At 67.2% G+C, this 22,416-nt stretch carries 20 protein-coding genes and 4 tRNA genes; 3 read left to right on the top strand and 21 right to left on the bottom strand.

Annotated elements, in window-relative coordinates; genetic code table 11:
* Positions 1–134: 134 nt before the first annotated feature.
* Positions 135–2,591 (top strand): glycerol-3-phosphate 1-O-acyltransferase, encoded by a 2,457-nt coding sequence (locus IU459_RS13230; RefSeq protein ID WP_195129805.1) that lies wholly within the window; start codon positions 135–137, stop codon positions 2,589–2,591.
* A gap of 109 nt (positions 2,592–2,700) precedes the next feature.
* Entirely contained in the window at positions 2,701–4,116 is a 1,416-nt protein-coding gene (locus IU459_RS13225; RefSeq protein WP_195129804.1) for an HAD-IB family hydrolase, read from the top strand.
* A 131-nt stretch (positions 4,117–4,247) separates the two neighbouring features.
* On the opposite strand, the gene IU459_RS13220 is transcribed toward IU459_RS13225, so the two are convergent.
* The 7 genes from IU459_RS13220 to IU459_RS13190 form a co-directional block, all read right to left on the bottom strand.
* Entirely contained in the window at positions 4,248–5,027 is a 780-nt protein-coding gene (locus tag IU459_RS13220; protein WP_228837849.1) for a polyprenol monophosphomannose synthase, read from the bottom strand.
* 538 nt (positions 5,028–5,565) lie between these two features.
* Positions 5,566–6,243: a GAP family protein gene (locus IU459_RS13215; protein ID WP_195129803.1), complete on the bottom strand. Its 678-nt coding sequence runs from the start codon at positions 6,241–6,243 to the stop codon at positions 5,566–5,568.
* 452 nt (positions 6,244–6,695) lie between these two features.
* A tRNA-Phe gene (locus IU459_RS13210) sits at positions 6,696–6,769 on the bottom strand.
* A 57-nt stretch (positions 6,770–6,826) separates the two neighbouring features.
* Positions 6,827–6,900: transfer RNA gene (locus IU459_RS13205), tRNA-Asp, on the bottom strand.
* Between the two features lie 29 nt (positions 6,901–6,929).
* Positions 6,930–7,002 (bottom strand) — tRNA-Glu (locus tag IU459_RS13200).
* A gap of 94 nt (positions 7,003–7,096) precedes the next feature.
* Positions 7,097–7,762 carry a TetR/AcrR family transcriptional regulator gene (locus tag IU459_RS13195; protein ID WP_195129802.1) on the bottom strand — a complete coding sequence of 222 codons (666 nt, stop codon included), beginning with the start codon at positions 7,760–7,762 and terminating at the stop codon, positions 7,097–7,099.
* A gap of 986 nt (positions 7,763–8,748) precedes the next feature.
* Positions 8,749–8,821 (bottom strand) — tRNA-Lys (locus IU459_RS13190).
* 64 nt (positions 8,822–8,885) lie between these two features.
* On the opposite strand from IU459_RS13190, the gene IU459_RS13185 reads away from it, so the two are divergent.
* Positions 8,886–9,995, top strand: a complete 1,110-nt coding sequence (locus IU459_RS13185; protein ID WP_195129801.1) for a tyrosine-type recombinase/integrase — start codon at positions 8,886–8,888, stop codon at positions 9,993–9,995.
* Positions 9,996–10,163: 168 nt separating this feature from the next.
* Here IU459_RS13185 and IU459_RS13180 read toward each other — a convergent pair whose 3' ends face one another.
* The 14 genes from IU459_RS13180 to IU459_RS13115 all read right to left on the bottom strand — a co-directional run bounded on the left by IU459_RS13180 (position 10,164) and on the right by IU459_RS13115 (position 22,345).
* On the bottom strand, positions 10,164–11,003 hold the full coding sequence (locus IU459_RS13180) for a hypothetical protein (protein ID WP_195129800.1): 840 nt from the start codon (positions 11,001–11,003) through the stop codon (positions 10,164–10,166).
* A 1,454-nt stretch (positions 11,004–12,457) separates the two neighbouring features.
* On the bottom strand, positions 12,458–12,907 hold the full coding sequence (locus IU459_RS13175) for a hypothetical protein (protein ID WP_195129799.1): 450 nt from the start codon (positions 12,905–12,907) through the stop codon (positions 12,458–12,460).
* Positions 12,908–12,989: 82 nt separating this feature from the next.
* Positions 12,990–13,775, bottom strand: a complete 786-nt coding sequence (locus tag IU459_RS13170; RefSeq protein ID WP_195129798.1) for a DUF2637 domain-containing protein — start codon at positions 13,773–13,775, stop codon at positions 12,990–12,992.
* The gene (locus IU459_RS13165) at positions 13,772–14,218 is read right to left on the bottom strand and encodes a hypothetical protein (protein ID WP_195129797.1); all 447 of its coding nucleotides are present in this window, start codon (positions 14,216–14,218) and stop codon (positions 13,772–13,774) included. Before IU459_RS13165 ends, IU459_RS13170 begins: the two co-directional genes overlap by 4 nt.
* Positions 14,215–15,174, bottom strand: coding sequence for a hypothetical protein (locus tag IU459_RS13160; RefSeq protein ID WP_195129796.1), 960 nt, complete (start codon positions 15,172–15,174; stop codon positions 14,215–14,217). Before IU459_RS13160 ends, IU459_RS13165 begins: the two co-directional genes overlap by 4 nt.
* Complete coding sequence (locus IU459_RS13155; RefSeq protein WP_195129795.1) at positions 15,171–15,791, bottom strand: hypothetical protein; 621 nt, start codon at positions 15,789–15,791, stop codon at positions 15,171–15,173. Before IU459_RS13155 ends, IU459_RS13160 begins: the two co-directional genes overlap by 4 nt.
* Positions 15,788–17,506, bottom strand: a complete 1,719-nt coding sequence (locus IU459_RS13150; protein ID WP_195129794.1) for a hypothetical protein — start codon at positions 17,504–17,506, stop codon at positions 15,788–15,790. Before IU459_RS13150 ends, IU459_RS13155 begins: the two co-directional genes overlap by 4 nt.
* A gap of 2 nt (positions 17,507–17,508) precedes the next feature.
* On the bottom strand, positions 17,509–17,961 hold the full coding sequence (locus tag IU459_RS38455; RefSeq protein WP_228837848.1) for a hypothetical protein: 453 nt from the start codon (positions 17,959–17,961) through the stop codon (positions 17,509–17,511).
* Positions 17,962–17,971: 10 nt separating this feature from the next.
* A complete protein-coding gene (locus tag IU459_RS13140) occupies positions 17,972–18,496 on the bottom strand; it encodes a hypothetical protein (protein WP_195129793.1) in 525 nt (174 codons plus the stop codon).
* A 31-nt stretch (positions 18,497–18,527) separates the two neighbouring features.
* Positions 18,528–20,609: a hypothetical protein gene (locus IU459_RS13135; RefSeq protein ID WP_195129792.1), complete on the bottom strand. Its 2,082-nt coding sequence runs from the start codon at positions 20,607–20,609 to the stop codon at positions 18,528–18,530.
* Between the two features lie 2 nt (positions 20,610–20,611).
* The gene (locus IU459_RS13130; protein WP_195129791.1) at positions 20,612–21,385 is read right to left on the bottom strand and encodes a hypothetical protein; all 774 of its coding nucleotides are present in this window, start codon (positions 21,383–21,385) and stop codon (positions 20,612–20,614) included.
* Positions 21,382–21,813: an RRQRL motif-containing zinc-binding protein gene (locus IU459_RS13125; RefSeq protein WP_195129790.1), complete on the bottom strand. Its 432-nt coding sequence runs from the start codon at positions 21,811–21,813 to the stop codon at positions 21,382–21,384. Before IU459_RS13125 ends, IU459_RS13130 begins: the two co-directional genes overlap by 4 nt.
* Entirely contained in the window at positions 21,810–22,109 is a 300-nt protein-coding gene (locus IU459_RS13120; RefSeq protein WP_195129789.1) for a hypothetical protein, read from the bottom strand. The genes IU459_RS13125 and IU459_RS13120 overlap by 4 nt, the downstream gene beginning before the upstream one ends.
* Positions 22,106–22,345 carry a hypothetical protein gene (locus IU459_RS13115; protein WP_195129788.1) on the bottom strand — a complete coding sequence of 80 codons (240 nt, stop codon included), beginning with the start codon at positions 22,343–22,345 and terminating at the stop codon, positions 22,106–22,108. Before IU459_RS13115 ends, IU459_RS13120 begins: the two co-directional genes overlap by 4 nt.
* Positions 22,346–22,416: the final 71 nt, after the last annotated feature.

The following is a 22,416-nucleotide window of genomic DNA, read 5'->3' as shown; positions in this document are numbered from 1 at the left end:
GAGCCCCGAAGCCGCCCACACCCGCACAATGCTCGCACCATGCGCACCCGAACTCGCCGCGCCGACTGCCTGCGCGGAATCGACCCGGCGGGATTGAATAGTGGAGAGCGTCACCTGCGGAGGGAAGAACATCGATGATCGATCACCGCGGCGATTCACCCGCGACCGCCCCCGGGACCGCACCGCAATCGGTGGTGGCCCTGATCGACGCCGCGTCGGGGGTGGAACGCGAACTCGTCGGCACGTGGCTGGCCGACGGTGGGATCGGCGCGCAGTTCGGCACCGACGCTCCGGTCACTCAGCTGGACCTGGACGCGGGCGCCGTCGCCGCCCAGCTGGTCAGCAGGCGCGACGATCCGCTGGTGGTGCCGATCCGGGTGCTGTGGCTGCCACCGGAACGCGATGGCGTGCGGCGCGTCACGTTCTCCGATCTGGTCCTGATGACCAACCCGCGCAAACCCAACCGGTTGGCGCAGCGCAGGCTGCTCGGCAAGTCACCGGACCGATACGTCGTCCTGACCGGCGCTCCCGCCCGGCTCAGCGAGCTCCGCGCGAACAACCCGGAGGCCTCAGCGCTGTTCGACAAGGGCACCGCCGAGCCGTTCGCCCGCGCCATCGTGCGCGCGGCGGTGGTGGCCCTCGAACGTTCCGAACGCACCATTATCGGCGACCGGTACAAGGTGCCCCGGCTGGTCACCGAGGAAATCCTCGACTCCCCCGACTTCCTGCGCAGGCTGGAATTGATCGCCGACCAGATCGGGGCGAGTCCGCACGAGGTGTACCGCCGCGCGGAGAAATCGCTCGGCGAACTGGTCGCCGCCCAGAGCAGGCTGGTGTCAGATCTGTTCACCCAGGCCATGCGGCCGGTGCACGCCTCGACCTGGAATGTGGACTTCGACGAATCCGGCCTCACCGGGCTGCGCGATCTCAACCGCCGCTACCCGCTGGTGTTCCTGCCTTCGCATCGTTCGTACGTGGACGCGTTGGTGCTCGGGGACGTGCTGGCCCGCAACGATTTTCCGCCGAATCATGTGATCGGCGGCGCGAATCTCAGTTTCTGGCCGATCGGGCCGATCGCCCGGCGCAGCGGAGCGGTGTTCATCCGGCGCAGTTTCGGCGACGACGAGGTGTACAAGGCCGTCGTCGAGGAGTACTTCGCCTACCTGCTGGCCAAGCGCTTCAACCTGGAGTGGTACTTCGAGGGCGGCCGCACCCGCACCGGCAAGCTGCGCCCGCCGCGCTACGGCCTGCTGAATTACCTTGCCGCGGCGGTGCGTACGAATCGTGTCGACGATGTCATGCTGATCCCGGTCTCGATCACCTACGAGCGGCTCAACGAACTCGGCGCCATCGCCACCGAGCAGGTCGGCGGCACGAAGAAACCCGAGGGGCTGGCCTGGCTCGCGCGCTACATCCGCAGCCAGCAGCACTCCGCCGGGCACGTGTACGTGCGTTTCGGCGAGCCGCTGTCCGCCCGTGATCGGCTGGCGGCACACGGTGACCCGCTCACCACCCCGCCGCTGACCATTCCACTGCACCACATCGAGCCGAGCCGCACCGAAGCTGGGATCGTCGGCGATCACGAACCACCGGAAGTTGCGGAGCTGGAACGCAAGGCCGTGCAGCGGCTGGCGTTCGAGGTCGCGGTCGGGATCAACGCGGTCACGCCGATCACGGTCAACGCGCTGGTCACCCTGGCGCTGCTGGGCGTGGACGGGCGCGCTCTCACGCTCGGCGAAGTGCGCACCGTGCTCGCGCCGGTGCTGGGCTACATCGACAAGCGCGAGCTGCCCGGTGGCGAACTCGACGCCTTGCGTGACGAACAGGGCCTGGCCGTCGTGCTGGAGCAGCTCTCGCTGGCCAAGGTCGTCACGGTGTACCGCGGCGGGCTGGAACCGGTGTACTCGATCGAATCGGGCGCGCACCTGGAAGCCGCGTTCTACCGCAACAGCGCCGTGCACTGGTTCGTCAACCGCGCGATCCTCGAGCTGTCCATCCTCGCCGGGGTCGACATCGGTGACGACGACTACGCACTGAAAACCGGCTGGGACGAGGCGTTCCGGCTGCGTGACCTGCTCAAGTTCGAGTTCTTCTTCCCCGAGCGCAGTGAGTTCTCCGACCAAATGGTGGCGGAAATGCTCCTGGTGGACCCCGAGTGGTACAACCACACCCGCCGCGACACGCGGAGCTCGGACATCCTGGGTAAGCTCACCGCCTCCGGATTCATGATGGCCCACCGTGTGCTGCGCTCCTTCTTCGATGCGCAACTCGTGGTGGCGGAGCGGCTGGCCGCCCGCGACCCGGGCGACGAGATCGACCGCAAGGAGTTCATCGCCGACTGCGTGGCCGTCGGCAAGCAGATGATGCTGCAGCAGCGGTTGCACAGCCCGGAGTCGGTCTCCACCGAGTTGTTCACCAGTGCGTTGAAGCTGGCCGACAACCATGATCTCTTGGAGACGGTGCCGGACGACTCGGAGCGTCGCGCGGAATTGACCCAGCGCAGAAGGGAATTCGCCGAGAGCCTGCGTGCCATCAGTGTCCGCATCGCGCAGGCCGCCGCGCTGGACCCGTCCAACATGGAATTGCGGTGAGCGAGTGTCCCATGAGCACCGCGATACACAGGAGATGCGATGAGACACCGTCGCAAAGCACTCGTCGCGCGGACGGAACGCGGGCACCACGCGGGAAGCAGGAGATTCGATGACCGACGCGCGTTCTGACCTCGACGCCGCGGTCGCCGCCATCCGTTCCGGACCGCAGGGCCCCAACGTCGCCGCGGTCTTCGACTTCGCCGGCACGGTCATCGACGGCACGGGGCGACGCCGCAGGCCGCTCGGCCGCCGCAAGCCCGAGGACGTGCTGCGCGGCGGCATCCGCAATGGCATGACCGACGGCGAGTACGCCCGATTCCTGCGGCAGCTCACCGAAGTGCTGGCCGGACGCTCCGAAGGAGAACTGGACGAGCTGGGCAGGCAGCTGTTCCGGCGCACCAGCTACGGGCGCCTGTATCCCGAAGCGTGGCAGTTGATCCGGACCCACCGGGCAGCCGGGCACAGCGTGCTGCTGGTCAGCTCGCTGACCAGGTTCCAGGTGCTGCCCGCCGCGACGCAGCTGGGCGTAGCGCACGTCCGATACACGCCAATGGCCACCGACGACGGCGTGCTGACCGGCTATCCCGACGGAAAGACGCTGTGGCGCAACGGCAAGGCCGACGCGGTCACCGAATTCGCCGCGGCGCAAGGCGTGGACCTCGAACGCAGTTACGCCTATGCCGACGCCATCGCCGATCTGCCGCTGCTGTCACTGGTCGGCCATCCGGTGGCGGTGAACCCCGATGACGCCTTGGCCGCGATCGCCGACCGGCAGCGCTGGGCAAAGCTGAGCTTCCGGCCGCGCCGCCCTCCGCGCGCAGGCGACTACGCGCGCACCGCGGCCGGATTCGCCGGACTGCTCGGTGGCGCGCTCTTCGGGATCGCGTCGAAGGCGCAGACCCGGGACCGCCAGCAGATGGCCGACGCGATGATGGGGCAGGCGGCGCGCAATACGCTACGGATCGCCGGGGTGCAGATCCGCGTCACCGGCGCCGAGCATGCGAAATCACCACGACCCGCCGTCTTCCTGTTCAATCACCAGAGCCAGTTCGACATCATCATCGTGCCCGCGGTGATCGGCGGCGGCGTAACCGCCATCGGGAAGAAGGAGCTGACCAAGAATCCGGTGTTCGGGCCGCTCATGCGCTTCGCCGGAGCGACTTTCATCGATCGCTCGAACACCGCGCAGGCGAAAGCGGCGCTACGACCGGTAGTAGAAACCTTGCGCAGCGGTCTATCGATCGCGGTGTCCCCGGAGGGAACCCGCTCCTACACTCCCGAGATCGGTCCGTTCAAGAAGGGCGCGTTCCACATCGCGCTCCAGGCCGGTGTGCCCGTGATCCCGATCGTGATCCGCAACGCGGGCGAGATCTGCTGGCGCAACTCTATGATCGCCCGGCCCGGGACCGTTGACGTGGCGATCCTGGAGCCCATCGACGTCAGCGGATGGGACCCCGACGACATGGACGCCGACGTGGCGCGGGTGCGCCAGCTGTTCATCGACACGCTCTTGGACTGGCCTTAGTTGGCGGCCCGGCTCGCGTCCGAGCGGCCGCCGCGTCCGCGACGCAGTCGCCAGCGGCGATCGCTCGGACCCGAGCCCACAAAGGGGGCCGCGAACACGCAGCGCCGCAGGCGCTGCACATCGAACACAGCTCAGACCGCGCGGCCGAACAGCAGCTTCCACGGCATCAGTGCCGACTCGAGCTGCACTTTGAGGCTCATCTTGGAGGCGCCGAGGGTTCGCTCCTCGAACCGGATCGGCACCTCGGCGATCGTGATCCCCTTCTTGATCGTGCGATAGTTCATCTCGACCTGGAAGGAGTACCCGTTGCTGCGGATCGAGGCGACGTCGATGGCGCGCAGGGTGTCGGCCTTCCATGCCTTGAAGCCCGCGGTGGCGTCCTTCACGCCCAAGCGCAGAATCAGGTTGACGTAGAAGTTGGCCCACGCCGAGAGCGCCTTGCGGTACCACTTCCACTCGGCGGCGGTCGAGCCGCCGGGGACGTAGCGGGAACCGAGCACCACGCCCGCATCCGTGGTCGTCAGCTTCTCCAGCATGGCCGGGATGACTTCGGCGGGATGCGAGAGGTCGGCGTCCATCTGGATCACCACGTCCGCGCCCTCGTCCAGCGCGCGCGTGATGCCCGCCACGTACGCGCGCCCCAGCCCGTCCTTCTCGGTCCGGTGCAGCACGCCGACCACGTTCGGCAGCTCGGCGGCCAGCTTGTCCGCCACCTCGCCGGTTCCGTCCGGCGAGCTGTCGTCCACCACGAGCACGTGCAGGTCGGGCACGGGCAGCGTGGTCAGCCGCTCCACCGCAACCGGTAGATTCTCCCGCTCGTTGAAGGTCGGCACAACAACGGTAACCCTCAAGGGTCGCCCTCCCTGCTGATCCTGGTTCCGCTCGCAGCCCACGCCAGGACCACCGAGCATTCGTAGAGTTCTGGAGAACCGTACTCGATACCCCCGACCGCGGACTTGGCGGCCGCACCCGCCGCGACCCCGTTCGGCGCTCCGACCTGCACCTCAAGATCAACTTTGCCGGACCAGGGGAACCATCCCCGGCCGCGCCGTCCGGCAACGGCGGAAGTCATCGGGTGTGACTCAGCGCGGCGGGCGTTCGGGCGCGACGAACCGAAATCCGTTGCCGCACAATACTATACTTCCGGCTTCGCCGCGCTCAGTCCCCCTCGCGCCAGGCGCGATCCCGGGCGTCCTCGCGCTCGTTGCGGGCATGCACGATTTCCAGAGCCCGCTCCGCTGTCGCCCGGTCCGGATATGGCCCCATTCGGTCGCGGAACCAGCACTGCCGTCCTTGTTCGGCTCGTTTATGCTTCAAGCAGTAATACCAGCGCTCAGCCATACCTCCAGCATCCCACCGAACACCCCACCTCATCCCGATTTCGTGTTCGCCCGTCCGTAGCGGTGAGCCGGTCACCCGCAATTCCGGGCCGAGATCTACCAGGACGATCTACCAAAGACTTCGGTAATGGATGAGCGAGTCGCATATCAGGACCGCACCGAACACAACGAAGAGTATGCGCACCGAAGTCGGTCCATATGTGGTGAGAATGCGAACGACCTTTCGATACACACGGCGCGCCCCGATCGTGCGCCGCATCGCCAGGCCGAGAATCAGCAGCGGCGGCAGCAATGCCAGCGCGCAATAGGCGACGATGATCAGCGGCCACAAGTCAGGTAGCGGATCGCGTGCGGAGATCATCGCGAGTCCGGCCAGATAGGGAACGGCCGTCGGTGCCTGCGCGATACCGATCGCCACCCCCAGCACGGCGAGCAACCAGGGTCGCCGCCGCAATGCCGCCCCCCGTTTCGGCTCAGCTGTTCCGGTCATCCGAATACCCGCGAGCCCGATCAGCACCGCACCGACCGCGAACTCGCCCCAATACCGCACCGGCGGGGTGATCTCGAAGTCGACCAGTTCGCTCAGAAGGCCGATTCCCAGCACAGTGCAGATCCCGAATCCGGTCGTGACGGCGAAGACGCCCGCCAGCAAGCTCAGACCGCCGGCCAGCGGCGAGCGCCGAACCAGCCTGCTGTCGTAGACGACGGCCGTAGTGACGCCGATGAGCAGCACGTCCAGCGAATCGAGGAAGGCGAACCCCGCGAGCGCGAACAGAAGGGTCGACATAGCGGCGCCAGCCTACCGGCGCCGCCCTGGACGACCGGCGACCCGGTCACAAAGCCCTTTGCGACACTGCGCGATTCGACACACCCATGAGCGAGCGAGTCATCAGCCGGACCCACGCACACTGCGGCTGCATGCCCCCGCGCGGCGGGTGCGCGCTCCGAACACGAACTCTCGGACCGACATCCTCATCGCGAGATTCGATCAGGCGTGGCAGAAGCACGAGAACGAGAACGCCCCACCAACGCCAACCACAGAACACTCGAACGGGACTGCCCCACCAACGCCAACCACAGAACACTCGAACGGGACTGCCCCACCCAACGCAACCACTGGAAGGGGGGTCCGGGGGGCGAAGCCCCGCCGGGCGGGGCGTGGGGGTTGCACCCCCACAAGAAATGACGAAGCGAAAAAGGCCCATGCTCTCCATGAGCATGGGCCAGCGATGAGCGGAGTGGCCAGGGCCGGGATCGAACCGGCGACCTTCCGCTTTTCAGGCGGACGCTCGTACCAACTGAGCTACCTGGCCGCAGGCACCCGAGGTGAATGCCATACGCCGAACGCCGGAATATCCGGCGCCTGCTTGCGACCCTGACGGGACTCGAACCCGCGACCTCCGCCGTGACAGGGCGGCGCGCTAACCAACTGCGCCACAGGGCCATGCTCTGCTACCAACGATCCGCAGACCGTACCCCCTACGGGATTCGAACCCGCGCTACCGCCTTGAAAGGGCGGCGTCCTAGGCCGCTAGACGAAGGGGGCTCGTCCCGGATTTCTCCGGACCGGCTTTCAACGGCTGTCCGTTGGGAGCTGGGATAGCTTATGACAGACCGGACTCGAATCCCAAACCGGCTGGTCAGAGCCCCAAACCGAGCTCTTCCAACCGGGCCTGCGCGCGCCAGCCGTCGCTGCGGAACTTCTGCAGCCACTCCGGGGTGGCCATCGCCTCGACCACCACTTCGAGCGCTTCTTCGAAACGCGACCGCAGATCGACCTGACCGCCGAGCAGGTCCACCATGTACCGCTGACCGGCCAGCGCAGCCGCGAGCGTGCGAGTGAACCGGTCGGGGTCGGCGTCGGCGCGCAGCTGCCCGTGGTCGATGGCGCGCACCGTGAGCACCCTGGTCGTGCGGCCGAGGATGCGCCCACCGCCCGCTTGCACGTCGCGGTAGAAATCCGGCTCGATGATCAGGCGATACTCGGCTTGCACGATGATGTCGTGCTCGAGCCGCAACGCGATCTCGTCGACCATCCCGTGCAGGATGTCCAGCGGGCTGAGGTCCGCTCGCCCGAGCCAGCGCTCGGCGGAGGCGCGGTAGCGCTCCACGGCGGTCTCCAGCACCGCGCGCGCGAGGTCTTCCTTGGAATCGAAATGGAAGTACATGGCGCCCTTGGTGGCACGCGACCCTTCCAGTATGCGGTTGAGCGATGCAGCGGCATAGCCGCTCTTCCCGAACTCAACGGCGGCGGACCTGATAATCGCCGCCCGTGTCCGGCGGGCCCGCTCTTGCTGCCGTGCCATGCTCGAAACGCCTCCGAAGCCTACTCGCCGCCAAGCAGCCACCCCCAAAGGAACGGTCCCCTTGGCACGAATTCATGGGTTTTTATCAATACTGCAAACCGGGTTTTCGCCCCCGATTTCAAACCTTTGGTACGAAAACTCGCGAAAAACCTGAAACGCACCGGCTGGTATAGTTTTCCTGCCCGGGTGCGCCGCAGGGGGTGCGCATCCGGGCATTTGTTCGTCTCGGATCTGCCTCCTCCTGCGGCATCGAGTTCCGCCGAGCCGTGGCCGACCGAGCCGACCGCGACGCCTTCGGACACAGCAACGACAAGCTGAATTCCGTCGCGCCGACCGAGTCGGCGATTCTTTCGGAATTCACCAAGGCGTCACCGTACCCGTAATCTCGGTGCGACACGCGGCAAACCGAAGAGTCAGGGAGCCATCCGATTCCGCTTTCTGTTACAGCAAATATTCGGCAACCAAACCTCGGCGTCCGGCGATTGCGTGAATTCACCAGCGGCCCAGGGATGTTCGCCCGAGCCGACCGGCAGGCCGAGCGACCGATCGTCCCACACGCCGCACCGGCCAACCCGGTCCGCGAGCCCCGCCCGGCCAGTGCCCTCCACCCCCCGCAAATCCAAAGCCATTGTCAGCCAACATGATTGGATGATATCCAGATCCGGGTAAGATGAACAAAGCTGGGTGGCAAATGTTTACCGCCTGCATCGTCGCGCGCACGCGCCGCGTTACCCCCGCCGCGGCATCGCGCGACGCACCCGCACAGCACGCCGGCCCGACCCATCCAACACATCCCACCGACACGAACTCCCCCGATTGGGGCATCGGCACCCGATCGCACTACACTGGTCCTCCGCGCCCCTATAGCTCAGTTGGTAGAGCTACGGACTTTTAATCCAAGGGTTGGGGCGCGTCTACCAGCGGAAACGCTAGAATCGTGGGGCAAACGTGGGGCGCGCAGCCCGCGGCCCCGCCGTCGAGATGAGTGCCCCCTGTAGGACTCGAACCTACGACCTAGTGATTAAAAGTCACCAGCTCTACCAACTGAGCTAAAGGGGCTCGGCTGGCAAGCATAGCTGACAGCGGCCGTGGGGCACGAACCGATTGGAGGGGTCACGGGGCTATGGCGTGGGCGGAAAAGCTCCCCAGCGGCAAGTACAGGGGCGTCTACAGGGACGCCAACGGCAAGAAGCGGAGCGCAGGCACCTTCACAAGGAAGCCGGATGCGGAGCGGGAAGCCGGAGCCAAGGAAGTCAGCGAGCGGAGGACGCCGACCCCGGCGGGTGCCGACAAGCTCACGTGGGGCAAGTGGGAAACCAGCTGGCAAGCGGCTCGGATTGTGAGAAAGAGCACAAGCCGCTCGGACACGGCGCGCCTGCGCGATCACGTCCGGCCGCGGTGGGAGAACGAAGCCCTGCGCTCGATCACTACTGACGACGTGCAGAAGTGGGTGACGAAGCTCACTAACAGCGGGATGGCGCCGTCGACCGTCGCAAAGTGCTACTACTTGCTGTCTTCGTCAATGAAGGCCGCGCATCTCGCCCGGCGCATCGACATCAACCCGTGCAAGGGCATCAAGCTACCGAAACCAGGTCCGATGCCTGAGCGCTATCTCGACGACGAAGAGATTGCCGCAATCGAGGCATCCCTCGACGCCTTCGACTTGGTGGTGGTCGAGGTGCTGCTCGGTTCCGGCATCCGCCTAGGTGAGGCGATGGGGCTGCACTGGGAGAGCGTGAACCTCAAGCGCCGCGAGATTGCCATCGAATGGGGGTATGACCCGGTGGAGCATGAGATGAATCCACCGAAGGACTACGAACGGCGCACGATTCCGATTGGCGACAAGCTCACCAAGTTACTGCGGGCACGGCTCGATCGCGTCGGGATGGGCAAGCCCGCGCCAGCGCCCGTGAAGTACCCGCGGAATGCCCGCGTGCACTCCGGCCTGGTTCTGGCCCACACGCAAGGTCGCCCGTTCGATCCAAGCAACCTCCGTGACCGTTTCGAAGCGTCAGTACGGATCGCGTACGTGGGCAAGGGGAAGCACCGTCACCAGATCGGACACGTCCGACTGCATGACCTCCGCCATACCTACGCAAGCCGGCTTCTTGAGCGCGGCATTCCGATCGAAGATGTGTCCCGCCTCCTCGGACACGCCTCGGTCACCACCACCATGAGGTACGCGCACCGGGCAAAGTCGCGGTGGGACAGCGTACGCGCCGCTCTCGACTAGGACCGAACACGCTGACAAGCAACCACGTCGGGAGCTCAGTATCAACGAAATGTAGTCTTATCGGCGAACCTCTGGTTACGGATAGGCGTTCCTCCTATCTGCCCGCGGCGCCGTTCATCCCGTGTGCCCCCAAATCAGCCTCCGGCCTCGTTTGCGAATCTGGTTACGTCAGCGTCGTGCGACGATCCATCCTTGCCGATGCCACTGCACAATCATGGCCGCGCAGGTCACGATCATCCTTGCCTCGTCGATAGACGGAATCCGCCGTGGACCTCCTCCGCCGTGGCGGTCGTGGTTCGGCCACAACCATTGGAGCATTCCCACGAACCCTGCGACATCGTGCGTCTGGTCCGCGCCGGGGAGCATCATCTTCCACTGCGCTGACGAGGCAGGAGAGCGAAGCTGGCCGAGAACGTCCGAGAGTGTCGCCTTGGCCTTGTTAGGGACAACCACCGGAATCAGCACATCCTCGACCGCTTTGATGGCATGATCCCACGCATCTGAAGCGTTTCCGTTGCGCCCGTACGCATTTGCCCATGCCTCCCGCAGCTCGATCGTCGCCTCATCCTCTACGGCGACTGCTTGCTGGTAGATCTCCTCAACGCGCTCATCGACAACCAGCACCAGCCGATCTGCCTCCGGTGACACCGTCCAGACCGATCCTCCGTCCTCAAGTATCCGCCGCAGTTCCGAGGGCAGGCCATTAGCGATAGTCCACGTGTCTGGCTCCAGTTGAGCTCCGTAGTGCAGCAGCGCGTCGATTAGGTCCAACGCCTGCTGTTCATCGTAGAATGCATTGAGAACCAGGCTAAACGCCTGAAACGTCTCGCTTGTACGGTTTTCGACCCGCAGTCGAAGCCCGATCTTCTCTAGGATGGCGGAGCCGTAGCCCCTCGCTACCTTCTCTGCCCAGCCGCGGAGCAAGCCATGTAGGTGGTCGGGCACACCTTCGAATGGGCCATCGGCCTCGGCCCTTCCAGTCCGCTGCGATAACGGCGTCCACGTCATGCGCAAGACTGTAGGACACGCCCGATTCTCAAACCTGCTAATTAAGAGTAGGACTCGAACCTGACTCCCCCACGCCCGCCGACCGACGTTGACACTCGTCATACCGACACCGAGGCCCGAGCCGGACATAGTTTGCACGATGGTCGAGGTAGTCGTCAGCTCCGACAGTCGTACGGTTCAATCAGTGGGTTTACCAGCATGTTTGCACATTTGGAGTGGCGGGTTTTTGGCCGCGAATTGGTGGCCTCATTTCCTGGAACCAACACTCGCGCATGGTTGCCGAACCGGCCCCGTAAGACCAAACAGCATTCAGCGCCGCCGCCGTAGCCCTAAGATAGCTGCATACAACGCTGGAAAGTTGCTGAGAAACTCGTTGCCTGCGGCGCTGGGACCGGTCTACCTGCTTGCGGCTGCGGTAGACCTCTCTACAGTCAGCTGTTCGCCCGCGCCCCTCTGGGTGGCCTGCCTCCCGGCGAGGGCGGGGCGCAGGGGCAGCGCCCCGCCTCGCAGCCTGCGGCTGCGCAGTTCCCGGTCCATAGCGCGTGCTTTGGGCTCGTGCTGGGTGCTCCTCCGGTATGGCCTGGGGCGACTCGATCACGACGGCGGCGGCCGTCAAGGGTGGCCGCCAGGCCATCGGCGTAGCCGACTTGCCCTTGATGGTCGTTGTCGTCGTGATAGCCCCGGATAAGGCCATACCGGAGGAGCACCCAGCACACCGCGCGCCGGACCGCGCGACCACAAGGTCGCGGTAACCCGCCTCGGATCGCCCCGCGCGCTACGCCACTCGACTACACGCACAGCCGCGTGCAGTAGACCGCAGCCGGTGCAGACGACGCCACCACCGCCACCGTCTCCCAAAGCAACCCACTCGCAAACTTTCCGATGCCCACCCAACGCAACCACTTCTTTTCTCTCAACCACCACCCCAACCCTCCCTTCCGTTCTTTTGATTTCTGATTGCTCCCCCACCCCCACCCAGTCCGACATCTCGTTGAACACGAAGTGGGCGATGAGATGTCGGACTGGGTGGGGGTGGGGGAGTGAGCAGAAATCACGCCCTTTGCCCAGCTCACGGGAGGGTTGGGGTGGTGGTTGAGAGCACGAATAAGTAGCACACGCGTGTGCTACTTATTCGCTACTTTTGTGCTCACATTTTCGTGCAACCAACCGGACAAGATCGACCGCCACGCAGCCGAATCCACGGCAGGAACAAGGCCCTTCCTCGGCCGGATAGCGTGAGCCCGGAGCGGTGGTTGTTCAAGGGCGCTCCTGCGTCGCGTCGCCTGCGGCGATGGCCTGGCGGCCACCCTTGAGCAACCACCGCTCCGGGCTCGGTTTGCCTGCGGAGGAAGGGCCAGGGGAAAAGTCAGGGGTGGAGAGCCGAGTTTGTAGACCGGCTGTAGACACGAAAAAGCCCGGCCGAATTCACGGCCGGGCTTCGGTGGTGGTCAGGTTTAGTCGATGGGCGGGATGTAGGCGACCAGTTCGTACACGCGGCCGTAGCCGCCGCCCTCGACCGGGCCGACGTAGACCAGCTGATCGAGGCGACCGCCGATCGCGAATCCGCCGGCGCGTGCACGGCGCACGCCCGCGGCGATAGCGCGCTGCACATCGCGATCCAGCGTGATCGACCGCAGGCCCTCGTCATCGGAGTCGACACGCTCGTCGGTCTCCAGGATCAGCGCCGAGTCGATGACCGGGTCTCCGGCCTGGGCGACCATCGGCTTGCGGTTCACCCAGAACAAGGGCTGGCCCTTGCTGTTGTGGCGGTGGCGCCGCACCACGGCGACGATCTCGCCGGAGATCGTGGTGTTGGGTTCGACGTCGCGGCCGAACGGGTTGCGGGCGCCCTGGCTCATCAGCTCGGCGTTGATCTGGTCCAGGTCGGTCAAGGTGCTCGTCATGATGAATTCCCTTCAGGAATCGGAGTGATGAAAGTTCGGGAAGGGAGGGCAGACGGATCGTCTGCCCTCCCGGGGCGATCGGTCAGCGAATCAGGCTCAGCACCTCCGCTCCGTCCTCGTCGACATCGGTCTGTTGCTTGGCGGCGGTGACGATCTGGCCGACCCGCGACGGCGAGATCCCGTAGACGGCGGCAAGCTGGCGCATCGATTCCCCGCCGGTGTGACGGCGCACGATCTCCGCGTCACGCTCGGCGAGCGGGTCGGTGTCCACTTCCTCGACGGTCACTGTCGAGTCGCTGTCCAGGGCTGCACGCTCGCTGTCCAGTCCTGGACGGCCGGTGTCCAGTCGAGTCGCCTCGGCGTACACCGGTGTCCAGTCCGGCTCGGTGGCCGGTTCCGGGTTACGGGGAACCTCGATCAACGCCGTGAGCCCGTGCGTGGCGGCCAGGCCGAACAGCGGCGCGGCGCCCGCGACGCACGCCGCGATCGTCGCGGGCAAGATCCGCTGCCCGGATTCCGCAGCGTGCAAGCCGTTTCCGACCACGGAGATGAGTTCGGCGGCGAACAGCTCACCCCAGAAGAACCAGCGCGTCGCGGCCGGGATCTCGACGTTCTGCCGTGCCCGGCGCTGCAACGAAACCAGGGCGACAGCGGACTGGACAATCGCGCCGTCCACAAAAATCGGCCCGGCCCACGCTAGACGCGGCGTGATCCCGGCCATCACGCTCAGTTCGGTCAACGCGGCGAACGACCACGCGAACGCGCCCGCGCCGATGACGATCGTCATCGCCAGCGCGGTCAACTCCGCGACGTCTAGACGGCCGCTGGACGGCCGCTGGACAGGCTGGACAGTGGGTGTCGGGTTCATCGGTCGTAGTCCTCTCGATCGGTGGACACGGCCCACAGGCCGTACACGGGGGTGTGGATCAGCCGTTCCTGCTCGACGTGCAAGGCGTGCCCGGCGAGCTGGTCCAGGGCGTTGTCCAGATCGCTGGCAAGCTCCCGGTTACGGTCTTCCAGCTGCGCGGCCTGATGCTCGGCGGCATCGCGGGCCGCGACAACGGCGGCCAGCTGCTCCTCCAGATCCGCGGCACGCTGATGCGCCGCGATCAACCGCGCCTCCAGCTCGGCGGTGCTCAGACCAGCCGACGACGACGGCTGTGCCGCGGGCGCCGACTGCGACATCGGAAACGGCGCCGTGCAGACCAGCCGCACCGGCGACCGCGGCGGCGCCGGCCGGACGGCCACCTCGGCATCGAAGCAGTCCGCGGCGCGGGCGGGCATCGTCGCCTCGACCGACCGGGCGCTCACCGCTCCGCTCCATCACGCTCGGAGTTCGCCCGCGACGCAGCCAGGACATTGCCCGGCTGGTAATCCGCCAACGCCGATCCGGCGGCGCCCGCGGCCCAGTCGGGCACGCGGGTCACATAGTGCGAGGTCAGCAGACCGTGCTCGTCGCGTTCGATGCCGTGGGCGGCGATGTAGCGGGCCTGATCTTCGCTGCGCGCCTCGATCGGCGACAGCAGGTCGGCGCGCTGATGAAAGGCCAGTTGGCGCTCCGCGCCAGCGCGGTCGTCGCGCCAGCGGGTGGTCGCGTCTTCCAGGTACAGCCACTCGTCTGCCCACTGCTCCTCGCCGCCGGTCCACCGGTCTGCGTATTCGCCGTAGGCCACCTGATCGGCCGGATCGTAGTCCTCCGGCGTCATCCGCTGCGCGTACGACCACGCGTGCATGAAGTCCGCCCGCATCTGCTGCTCGGTAATGGATTCGGTCTCGTGCTCGTGGCTAAGGTTGGTCATTGGTTCGGCTCCTTCGTGATCTGTCCTGGTTGTGCTGGTGTCGGGCCATCGGCCGTGGCCGGTCATGTCGCGTACCTGCAACCGACTGCGCCACGTCGTCGGGTCCATGCCGGGCGGTGGCTCGCTCGGCATGGTCGGCGGCTCCGGGTGAAACAAGCCCGGGTAAACGGTGTGCGCGAGCATCTCGTCCAGCTCCGCCCACCGGGGCGCGACAGCCGGATCGGCGGTCCACCGCTGTTCGATCGCGCGGGCCTGCGCCCACAGCGCGATCGCGTCGGGGTGGTCGCGGCGCGGAGCGTCTTCGGCCCGATCCCGCAGGATGTAGGCACGGGTGTAGTCGGTGCGCCACAACGCCTCCCGCGGGTGCGGGACCCGCCGGGCGTAGTAGGCGGCGACCGCCGCGTCCAGGCCGTCCGACCGGATGAGATCGTCGATCAGATCCGCCATGGTGCGGTTGTCGGTGCTCATCGCTCCATGCCTTCCCGGTCGGTGCCGTGGGTGAGCGCATCGGCCAGGCTGCTGCCCGGCCCGTAGTCCGCCAGCGCGGACAGCTCCGCGGTGCGAGCAGCGGCGAACGAGCCCGACACCGGGACCGGCGCCGCGGCGGGGCGAGCTTCGGCCGGGTCCGACCAGCCCTCGGCGCGCTCTATCGCGGCGAGCTGCTGGCGGGCCTGCTCGATCGAACGCGGCTCCACCACCCAGACGCCGTTTCCGGTCAGCTCGCGAGCGTGCTGCTGACTGCGCCACTGGATCCCGGACCAGACCTGGGCGCCCTGGGCCTCGTCCACGGCGATCTGCTCATGCAACCGGCGCATGGTGTCCGGCGAAGACTTCCAGTCGCTGTAGGCGTCGGACAGATACCGGTAGGCGACGCCGTAATCGTCGTCCCGAGACGACCAGCGGACGGAGATCTCATCGACCTTGTCGAAGATCCGGTCGATGTCCTGGTCGGACTCGGCGTGAAACGCCGTCTCGCTCAGGTCCTTCGCCCGGTCGAAGTCCGCCCGCATCAGGACTTCGGTGGGGTCCTCGACCCGACCGGCGTAACGGTTGATGTACAGGTCGTCGAGTTCGTTGCTGCTCATCGGTCCATGCCCTCTCGGTCGTGTCCGTTGCGGGCGACGGTCTCGGCCAGGCAGCTGCCCTGCTGGTAGTCCGCCAGCGCGGACCGGCCAGCCGATACGGATGCCTTGGCCTGCTCGGCCTGACGCTCCGGGCTGCCGTACCGCTCGTGCGCTGGTGTGCGCTCGGCGAGCTTCTGCACCGCCTCGTCGCGTTCACCGCGCAGCGTGTCGCGCTCGGCGGTCAGCGCGGTCAGCTGCCGCGTCAGCCGGGCGTTGGCCTCGGTCAGCTCGTTGTTGTGCTCAATCGACAGCTGGTGACGGGCAGTCAGTTCCGTGATCTTCTTGTCCCGCTCGGAGACCTGACCGGACAGCTGGTTGTTGCGGTCGGCGGCGGTGACCAGATCACCGGACAGCTGCTCGATTTCGCGACCGTGCTGCGCGAGATCCTCGGCGAGCTGGTCACGCTCGGCCGCGATCTGCTGGACTGTCGCGGGCAGCTGCTGCTCGTCGCGCTCCTGCTCGGACGAGACGCGCTCGATGCCCTCGCGCCACTGGGTCACCTCGTCGGCCACCATCTCCCGGCCGCCCTCGGCGCGGAACACCCGCTCCGGACGCCATTCGTCGGCGCAGTCGTATGCAGCGACGTGCACGGTGGTGCCGGGCGCCGGCCGAATCCCGGCCAGCTGCTGCGCAGTCCAGCGTGCGGACTCCACCTCGCTGGCGTGAGTGCCGCGCTCGTGCACCACCTGGTTGGCGTGCTCGGGCAGGTAGGTGACCGTGGCGCTGAAACGCTCCTGCTCGGCCTCGTGGGCGGCCTGCCGCTTGAACGCTTCGCGGTGCACCTGCCCGCTCAGCGTCCGCTCCCGCAATACGGCCTCCCGGTCGGCGAGCTGCTCGGCGACGGTCTCGGGACGGCCCCAGTTGGTGTATTGCTTTGCGGCGTTGTCGTTGTCGCGGGTCTCGACACGCAGGGTGGTGCCGTCCGCCCACGCTGTGCCGCTGATGTTGCGCTGCAACCACTCCGTCGCGGTGTGCTCGGTGGCGAACGGACGGGATTCGGTGAGCACACCACCGTCTGGGTCGGTCCACGTCATCTCCGCGGTGTAGCGGTGACGGTGGTCCTGGGCGGCGTCGATGCGGGCCAGCAGCGCCTCCTCGAGATTGGCGCGGCGCGTGGTATCCAGGCCCTTCTGCCGGTCCTGCCGTTCCTGCTCGGCGCGCTGCCGGGCGCTGACCGTCTCGCGAGCCACACGGGCGCGGTAGTGCAGCGCCTCCAAGCCCTTGACCTTGTGCGCGCGGGAGAAGAGATTCCCGGTCTTGTACTCCGGGAACACGCTCGCGGCGTCCAGGCCGTCCAGGGCGATGCCCTGCTCGGTGCGGGTCAGGTGCTCGTCACCGATGAACTGTGCGGCCAGGCGGTCGCGGTGCTCCGCGAGTGAGCGGGCGTCGCGGGCGCGGCGGTCGTGATCCACCCTCGGGTCGTTGGCCCGCTGCGCGACCGCCTGGGCGTGCACGCGGTAGCGGTCAACGGCCTGGTTGGTCCACGACAGGTGATTGGTACGGGACTGCTGCTGCTCGCGGCGCTCCTGGCGGACCAGACGAGAGATCTCCTTGCGGGCGCGGCGCCGCTCCAGCCAGTACGCGGCCTGGGCGTGCCGCTGCATCGCCGCGCGCATCGCGGCACTGAACTGGCGTGCCTGCGCGAAGATCTCGTCTTCGACACTGCGATCGGACATTATCACTGCTCCTTCTGGGTGGTGGGGATGTAGCCCGCGGCGACGTTGGCGCGGACATGGGTCAGCAGGTCCGTTCCGGCCCGCTGGATCGAGGGATCGACTCCGGCCGAGGCGGCTGTGTCGTCGGTGAGGTAGCGCCACTGGATTCGAGTGACGGTCGTCTCGGGTGTGCAGCCCCGGTGGCTGCGGCAGAAGAACGCGATGAACTCGTCCGGGGTCCAGTCCGGGAAACCCTCGGCGCACACGTCCTCGGCGGTGATGAGGGCCAGGCGCTCGCGGCGCACGTCCTCGACCACGACATCGACAATGCGCACCAGCGGCTCACCCCTGCGGCGTCCCATGACCTTGCGGCACAAGGTCAGTTGGGTACCGGGCTTGAGTCCGAGCCAGCCCATCCGACGAGTGACGGTCTTGGTACGTGCGCGGACCTGGTCCTCAGTCAGCGATACCGACATCAACGGCACGTCAGTTCCCTTTCTCGGTGGTGGGTGCTCCGGGAGCCGTGCGGCGGGACTCCATCGCGGCGCGGCGGCGCGCCAGCTGCTCGATGTGGCGGCGGATCCAGGCGCCGGTGTCGGCCAGCGCGTAGGCGAGCATCCGCACGGACTCGCTGATGCCGGGGCGTCCGGCGCAGTGCCACCACGCGAACGCCGCCAGCGCGAGCACGTACAGCGCGAGCGGGCCGGGCAGCGGCAGCACCGCCACCGCGACGACCGCGCCGGTCGTGGTCGCCGCCGCCGGACCCCACAGCCACAGGCCGTCGCGGGTCTTGGTGACCCGGTCCACGTGCGGGGCGACGGTGCGACCGACTGTGCCGCCGTCCGGCACGACCGGCGTCAGCAGCTGGGCGGCGAGCTTCTCCGCGGTGCTGCCTTCCATGTCGGCGGTGAGCGCGTCGAGTACCTGCTGCTCGTGCGCCTGCTCGGCGGCGCTGCGTCCGCCCAGCTCCTCGCCGTGGTCCTCGGGTTCGATCGGGTTCGGGAAAGCCATGTGCTTGTAACTCCTTGTGATACTGGGTTTTTCAGGCCGGGCGGCGCTTGGTCAGGTCGATGACCGGCGCCAGTCCGGTGGTGTCGGTGCCGGGTTCCGGGCCGGTGACATCGGCGATGCCGGGCAACGGACGGATGCGCTTGAGCTCGGCGTCATCCAGCGGCGAGACGCGGCCCCAGCGGGCGCGGCCGCCAGCCACCTGGACCACGTCGCCTTTGGCCATGGCGCGCAGCCGGTTCGGCGGGATCAGGAACTGGTCACTGCTCTGGACGTTGCCCTCGTCGCCGTCGCGGTTACCGCTGATCAACTTGCGCGACAGCTCGAACTTGGGGCGGGTGCCGTACTTCTTGGCCAGCGTTTCCGGGTCCGACGAGCGCATCAACAGGCTGCCGCCGGAGGCGGCGGCGACCAGGCCAGTGCGGTTGTCGTCGTCGTGGCCCAAGCCCTGCCAGGACTGCGCGATCCACCACGACCCGATCCCGGCCTTGCGCAGGCGCTCGACCCACTTCACCGCGCGGGTCTTGCCATCCGACACCGCCGAGAACTCATCGACCACCATCAGGCTGGTGCGGCCGTGCTGCTTGTCGGCGAGCTGCTCGAACATGGTGCCGATCGCCCCGAACTGGGCGCGGGCCCGATCCGGGGTTTTCACGCCCTCCAGCACGATGTAGATGACGTCGAAGTCCGTGAGCTCCTTGTCGCCGTCGAACGCATCCCCCAGCGCGCGGTAGAGGTTGGCGAATTCCGCCCGGGCGGAGTTCATGACCGGCTGTTTGCCGTCGATGGTCGAGCGGATCTCCATGTCGATGCCCATCACGCCGGTCCAGACCTCGGCCCCGGCCTGCCCGCCCCACAGGCGCGACAGCTTCTCCACGTCGAACCGGCTGAGGAACTCGATCCACGACCGCGGCGGGTTCTGCCCGATCGGCGTCGGCACACCGTCGATCACCTCGACCCGCGCCGGGGCGTCCACGATCAGGTGGATCAGCGTCTCGCGGATCTCGTGGAAGTACTTCTCGGTGTCCGTGGTCGGCGTCGAACCGCCGGAGACCATCGCCGAGAGGATCGAGCGCAGGTCATCCACCGAGGCGTTCCACATGCCCAGCGACACGTCGTCGGGGAAGATCCCGATCCGCTCCGGCCGAACACCCAACGCGGCGAACCACTTCCGCATCCGGGCGGCGACCTTGCGGGACTCCGGGCCGCCGTTGCAGTCGACCACGATCGCCAGCGGCCGACCGGGACGATCCGCCCGCCACCACTGCCGATGCCGCGCCCACGTGGTGATGAACCACGACACCAGCAACCGCACCATCAACGTCGTCTTGCCCGCCCCGGAGCCTGCGACGGTGGTCATGTGCTCGGCGACGTTGATCCACGGCAGAATCAGCCGGGTCTCGGTGCGCCCGAGCAGCTGCCGCAACACGCTCTTCGGCGGGGCCTGGTCCGTCTCGAGCGCCAGGCGCCCGATCACCAACTCCGGCGACAGTCCGCCCGTGGTGAAAGGCAACCGCCGGCGCGACAGCCGTGCGGCGGCGCGCTGCTCGCGCTGCGCCTGCGCCCACAACGCCCGCTCCGTCCGGGCCGGGCTCTTGAGACCGACCGTGGCCAGCTGCACGCGGCGGTTGGTGTGGGCGATGGTCGCGGTCAGCCACGCCAACGGCACCAAAACCACAGCCATCCCGAGCAGGCCGCCGACGTACTGGCCGCCCGTGAACTCCTGCGCAGCCGAGTGGACCAGGCGGCCCGGCTCGAACACATCCCACGCCCACAGCGCGGTCGCGCCCGGCATCGCCAACACCGAACCGATCAGCCAGTTCCGCAACTTCGTCGGCTTCCACGCCAGCGCGGTCGCCGGAATCAGGATCATGATCGTCATGACCAGGATCGCGATCACGCACGCCGCGATCAGCAGCGCACCATCCGCCACACCGTCCATCGACCAGGAGCTGAAATCGGGCAGCCACCCCAGCGGGTCGTGGTCCAGGCCGATCGGCGGCATCTTCCGCTCGATTTCGATCGGCGCGCCCGGCGCGGGCGTCGGGGTAGCGGCCGGTGTCGGCGCGTACGGCGCGCAATCGGTTGGCGTGAGAATTGGAGTGCAATCGGTCATGATCAGACCGCCTTTCCTTCGTTCGGGTCTGCGACCTGGGGGATTTCGTGATCAGCGGCACCGCCCGCGATCACCCGAAGCCCGGGTCGCGAAGCGAGCGAGGTAGACGTCTCGGCGTTCTTCTTGACCAGCAGCTCGTCCAGATCGACCAGGCGCAGCTTCGGACCGTCCGACAGATCGAGACCGGCCGCAGCAGTCCGGATCACGTTCTTCACCGCTTCACCGCGGCAGTAGTAGGTCAAGCCCGCGCAGTCAGCGCGCCTGGCCACATGCAGCGCCTGCGCCACCGACGTACGCGCTGCCGCAAGGTTTTTCGCGGTCAGCTCCACCTCGACCGCCCACAGCTCACCGGAGCTGGTGATGTAGCGGCCGTCGTGGATGTGTGGGCGAGGCTGCCCCGCCTTCCCCAGACCCACCTCGCCGCGCATCGACCGCTCGGAGATCCAGCGGTCCAGATCCAGCCCGGTCAGCGCCAACCGCAGTTCCAGCACGGCGCGGGTGTGGGCAGCCATCTTCGGCGTGGGCACCCAGTAGCGCACCGACCGGCCCAGCAGCGCCTCGCACGCCGACCTGGTCGGGTAGATCCACACCGATCCGGGCACCGGGCGCACACGGTTGGCGCTGATCATGTGGGCCTTCTGCCACTTCGCCACGATTCGATACGCCCACGACCGGCTTACGCCGAGCATGTAGGCCACCAATTCGAGTGGCGCACCGTACATCTCGGCCAGCACCATCAGCACGAGCATGTCGCGCGGCGAGAGTCGATAGCTCATCGGTCGTATCCCTCCCGGTCGGCGCCCCTCGAGAACACGTCGGCCAGGGAAGAACCCCGCCGGTAGTCCGCGAGAGCGCTGGTGGATGTGTTCCAGCCCGGACCCGGATCCCCTGCCGTCTGGTCGAACTCGGCGCGGTCGACGCCGTGACGCTCAGCCGCACGCAACTGGTGCTCGCGCGTCGCCTTCGCCAGCGTCTCCAACTGAGCCGCGGTCGCCGACCGCTTCGGCGCGGCCCGGTTCACGTCGAACAGGTACGCCACCAACGGCTCTCGACGGCTACCGCGCGAACGATGCAGCTTTCCCGCGATGTCCTGCCCGTTCGGACGCAGACCTTCCGCCGCCAGCTGGCGACGGGTCCGCAGATGCGCGGGCGCCATCCGCCACTCGTAAACCGGGACGCTGTCCTGCTGCTCCGGCGCGCTCATTGGGGCACTCCCGGATCTGGGCGACGCCAGACAATCTCGGTAGACCGTCCTGTCCTGGACATGATCGACGCAACACCACACGCCACGAACAGCCGGTGACGGCGCGGGAAGTAGCGGCGACGCAACTCCTCGCAACGAGCGGTGACCTGATCCATCGCATCAATCACCGCGTAGACATCCGCCCCGGTCAGTCCACGAGCGTTGGCCTCCCGCAACGCGGCATACGCGGCCTCCCGCGCGTCATCGATCGCCGCGACCTCGACCGCGAACTCCGGCGGCAGCACACGCGCGATCACCGCGCCACCTGCTCACGCGGCACGCACGAACCCGGCGGCTCGGCCGGAACCCCCGCACCAACCGGGCGGCAGACGTTCGGCGACGGCACATAGTCCTGCTGGTCGATCCATGCCGCCGTGCACCCACCCATCGCGACGAACAGCAGCACACCGAACGCGGCGAGCCGCACCATCGGCGGCAACAACCCCAGCGGCGCAAACACGGCACTGGTACCGGTGAACTCCGGACCGGCCATCGCATGCAGCGGGTTGTGTCGGCCACGGCGGTCGAAGTGAGTGACCGTGTACCCGTGTACAGGCGGGTCCT

The organism is Nocardia amamiensis, assembly GCF_015477605.1.
Lineage (GTDB): Bacteria > Actinomycetota > Actinomycetes > Mycobacteriales > Mycobacteriaceae > Nocardia > Nocardia amamiensis_A.
The sequence above is the reverse complement of the archived record's forward strand: the minus strand, read 5'-3'. Positions and strand labels throughout refer to the sequence as shown.

What these genes read in the sequence shown, in the direction of transcription:
- IU459_RS13195 (WP_195129802.1), bottom strand. Translation starts at nt 7,762, where the DNA reads ATGGCACGGCAGCAAGAGCGGGCCCGCCGGACACGGGCGGCGATTATC.
- IU459_RS13180 (WP_195129800.1), bottom strand. Translation starts at nt 11,003, where the DNA reads ATGACGTGGACGCCGTTATCGCAGCGGACTGGAAGGGCCGAGGCCGAT.
- IU459_RS13150 (WP_195129794.1), bottom strand. Translation starts at nt 17,506, where the DNA reads ATGTCCGATCGCAGTGTCGAAGACGAGATCTTCGCGCAGGCACGCCAG.
- IU459_RS13220 (WP_228837849.1), bottom strand. Translation starts at nt 5,027, where the DNA reads ATGCTCGGTGGTCCTGGCGTGGGCTGCGAGCGGAACCAGGATCAGCAG.
- IU459_RS13215 (WP_195129803.1), bottom strand. Translation starts at nt 6,243, where the DNA reads ATGTCGACCCTTCTGTTCGCGCTCGCGGGGTTCGCCTTCCTCGATTCG.
- IU459_RS13125 (WP_195129790.1), bottom strand. Translation starts at nt 21,813, where the DNA reads ATGAGCGCGCCGGAGCAGCAGGACAGCGTCCCGGTTTACGAGTGGCGG.
- IU459_RS13230 (WP_195129805.1), top strand. Translation starts at nt 135, where the DNA reads ATGATCGATCACCGCGGCGATTCACCCGCGACCGCCCCCGGGACCGCA.
- IU459_RS13115 (WP_195129788.1), bottom strand. Translation starts at nt 22,345, where the DNA reads ATGGCCGGTCCGGAGTTCACCGGTACCAGTGCCGTGTTTGCGCCGCTG.
- IU459_RS13155 (WP_195129795.1), bottom strand. Translation starts at nt 15,791, where the DNA reads ATGAGCAGCAACGAACTCGACGACCTGTACATCAACCGTTACGCCGGT.
- IU459_RS13135 (WP_195129792.1), bottom strand. Translation starts at nt 20,609, where the DNA reads ATGACCGATTGCACTCCAATTCTCACGCCAACCGATTGCGCGCCGTAC.
- IU459_RS13160 (WP_195129796.1), bottom strand. Translation starts at nt 15,174, where the DNA reads ATGAGCACCGACAACCGCACCATGGCGGATCTGATCGACGATCTCATC.
- IU459_RS13175 (WP_195129799.1), bottom strand. Translation starts at nt 12,907, where the DNA reads ATGACGAGCACCTTGACCGACCTGGACCAGATCAACGCCGAGCTGATG.
- IU459_RS13140 (WP_195129793.1), bottom strand. Translation starts at nt 18,496, where the DNA reads ATGGCTTTCCCGAACCCGATCGAACCCGAGGACCACGGCGAGGAGCTG.
- IU459_RS13130 (WP_195129791.1), bottom strand. Translation starts at nt 21,385, where the DNA reads ATGAGCTATCGACTCTCGCCGCGCGACATGCTCGTGCTGATGGTGCTG.
- IU459_RS13170 (WP_195129798.1), bottom strand. Translation starts at nt 13,775, where the DNA reads ATGAACCCGACACCCACTGTCCAGCCTGTCCAGCGGCCGTCCAGCGGC.
- IU459_RS13185 (WP_195129801.1), top strand. Translation starts at nt 8,886, where the DNA reads ATGGCGTGGGCGGAAAAGCTCCCCAGCGGCAAGTACAGGGGCGTCTAC.
- IU459_RS13225 (WP_195129804.1), top strand. Translation starts at nt 2,701, where the DNA reads ATGACCGACGCGCGTTCTGACCTCGACGCCGCGGTCGCCGCCATCCGT.
- IU459_RS38455 (WP_228837848.1), bottom strand. Translation starts at nt 17,961, where the DNA reads ATGTCGGTATCGCTGACTGAGGACCAGGTCCGCGCACGTACCAAGACC.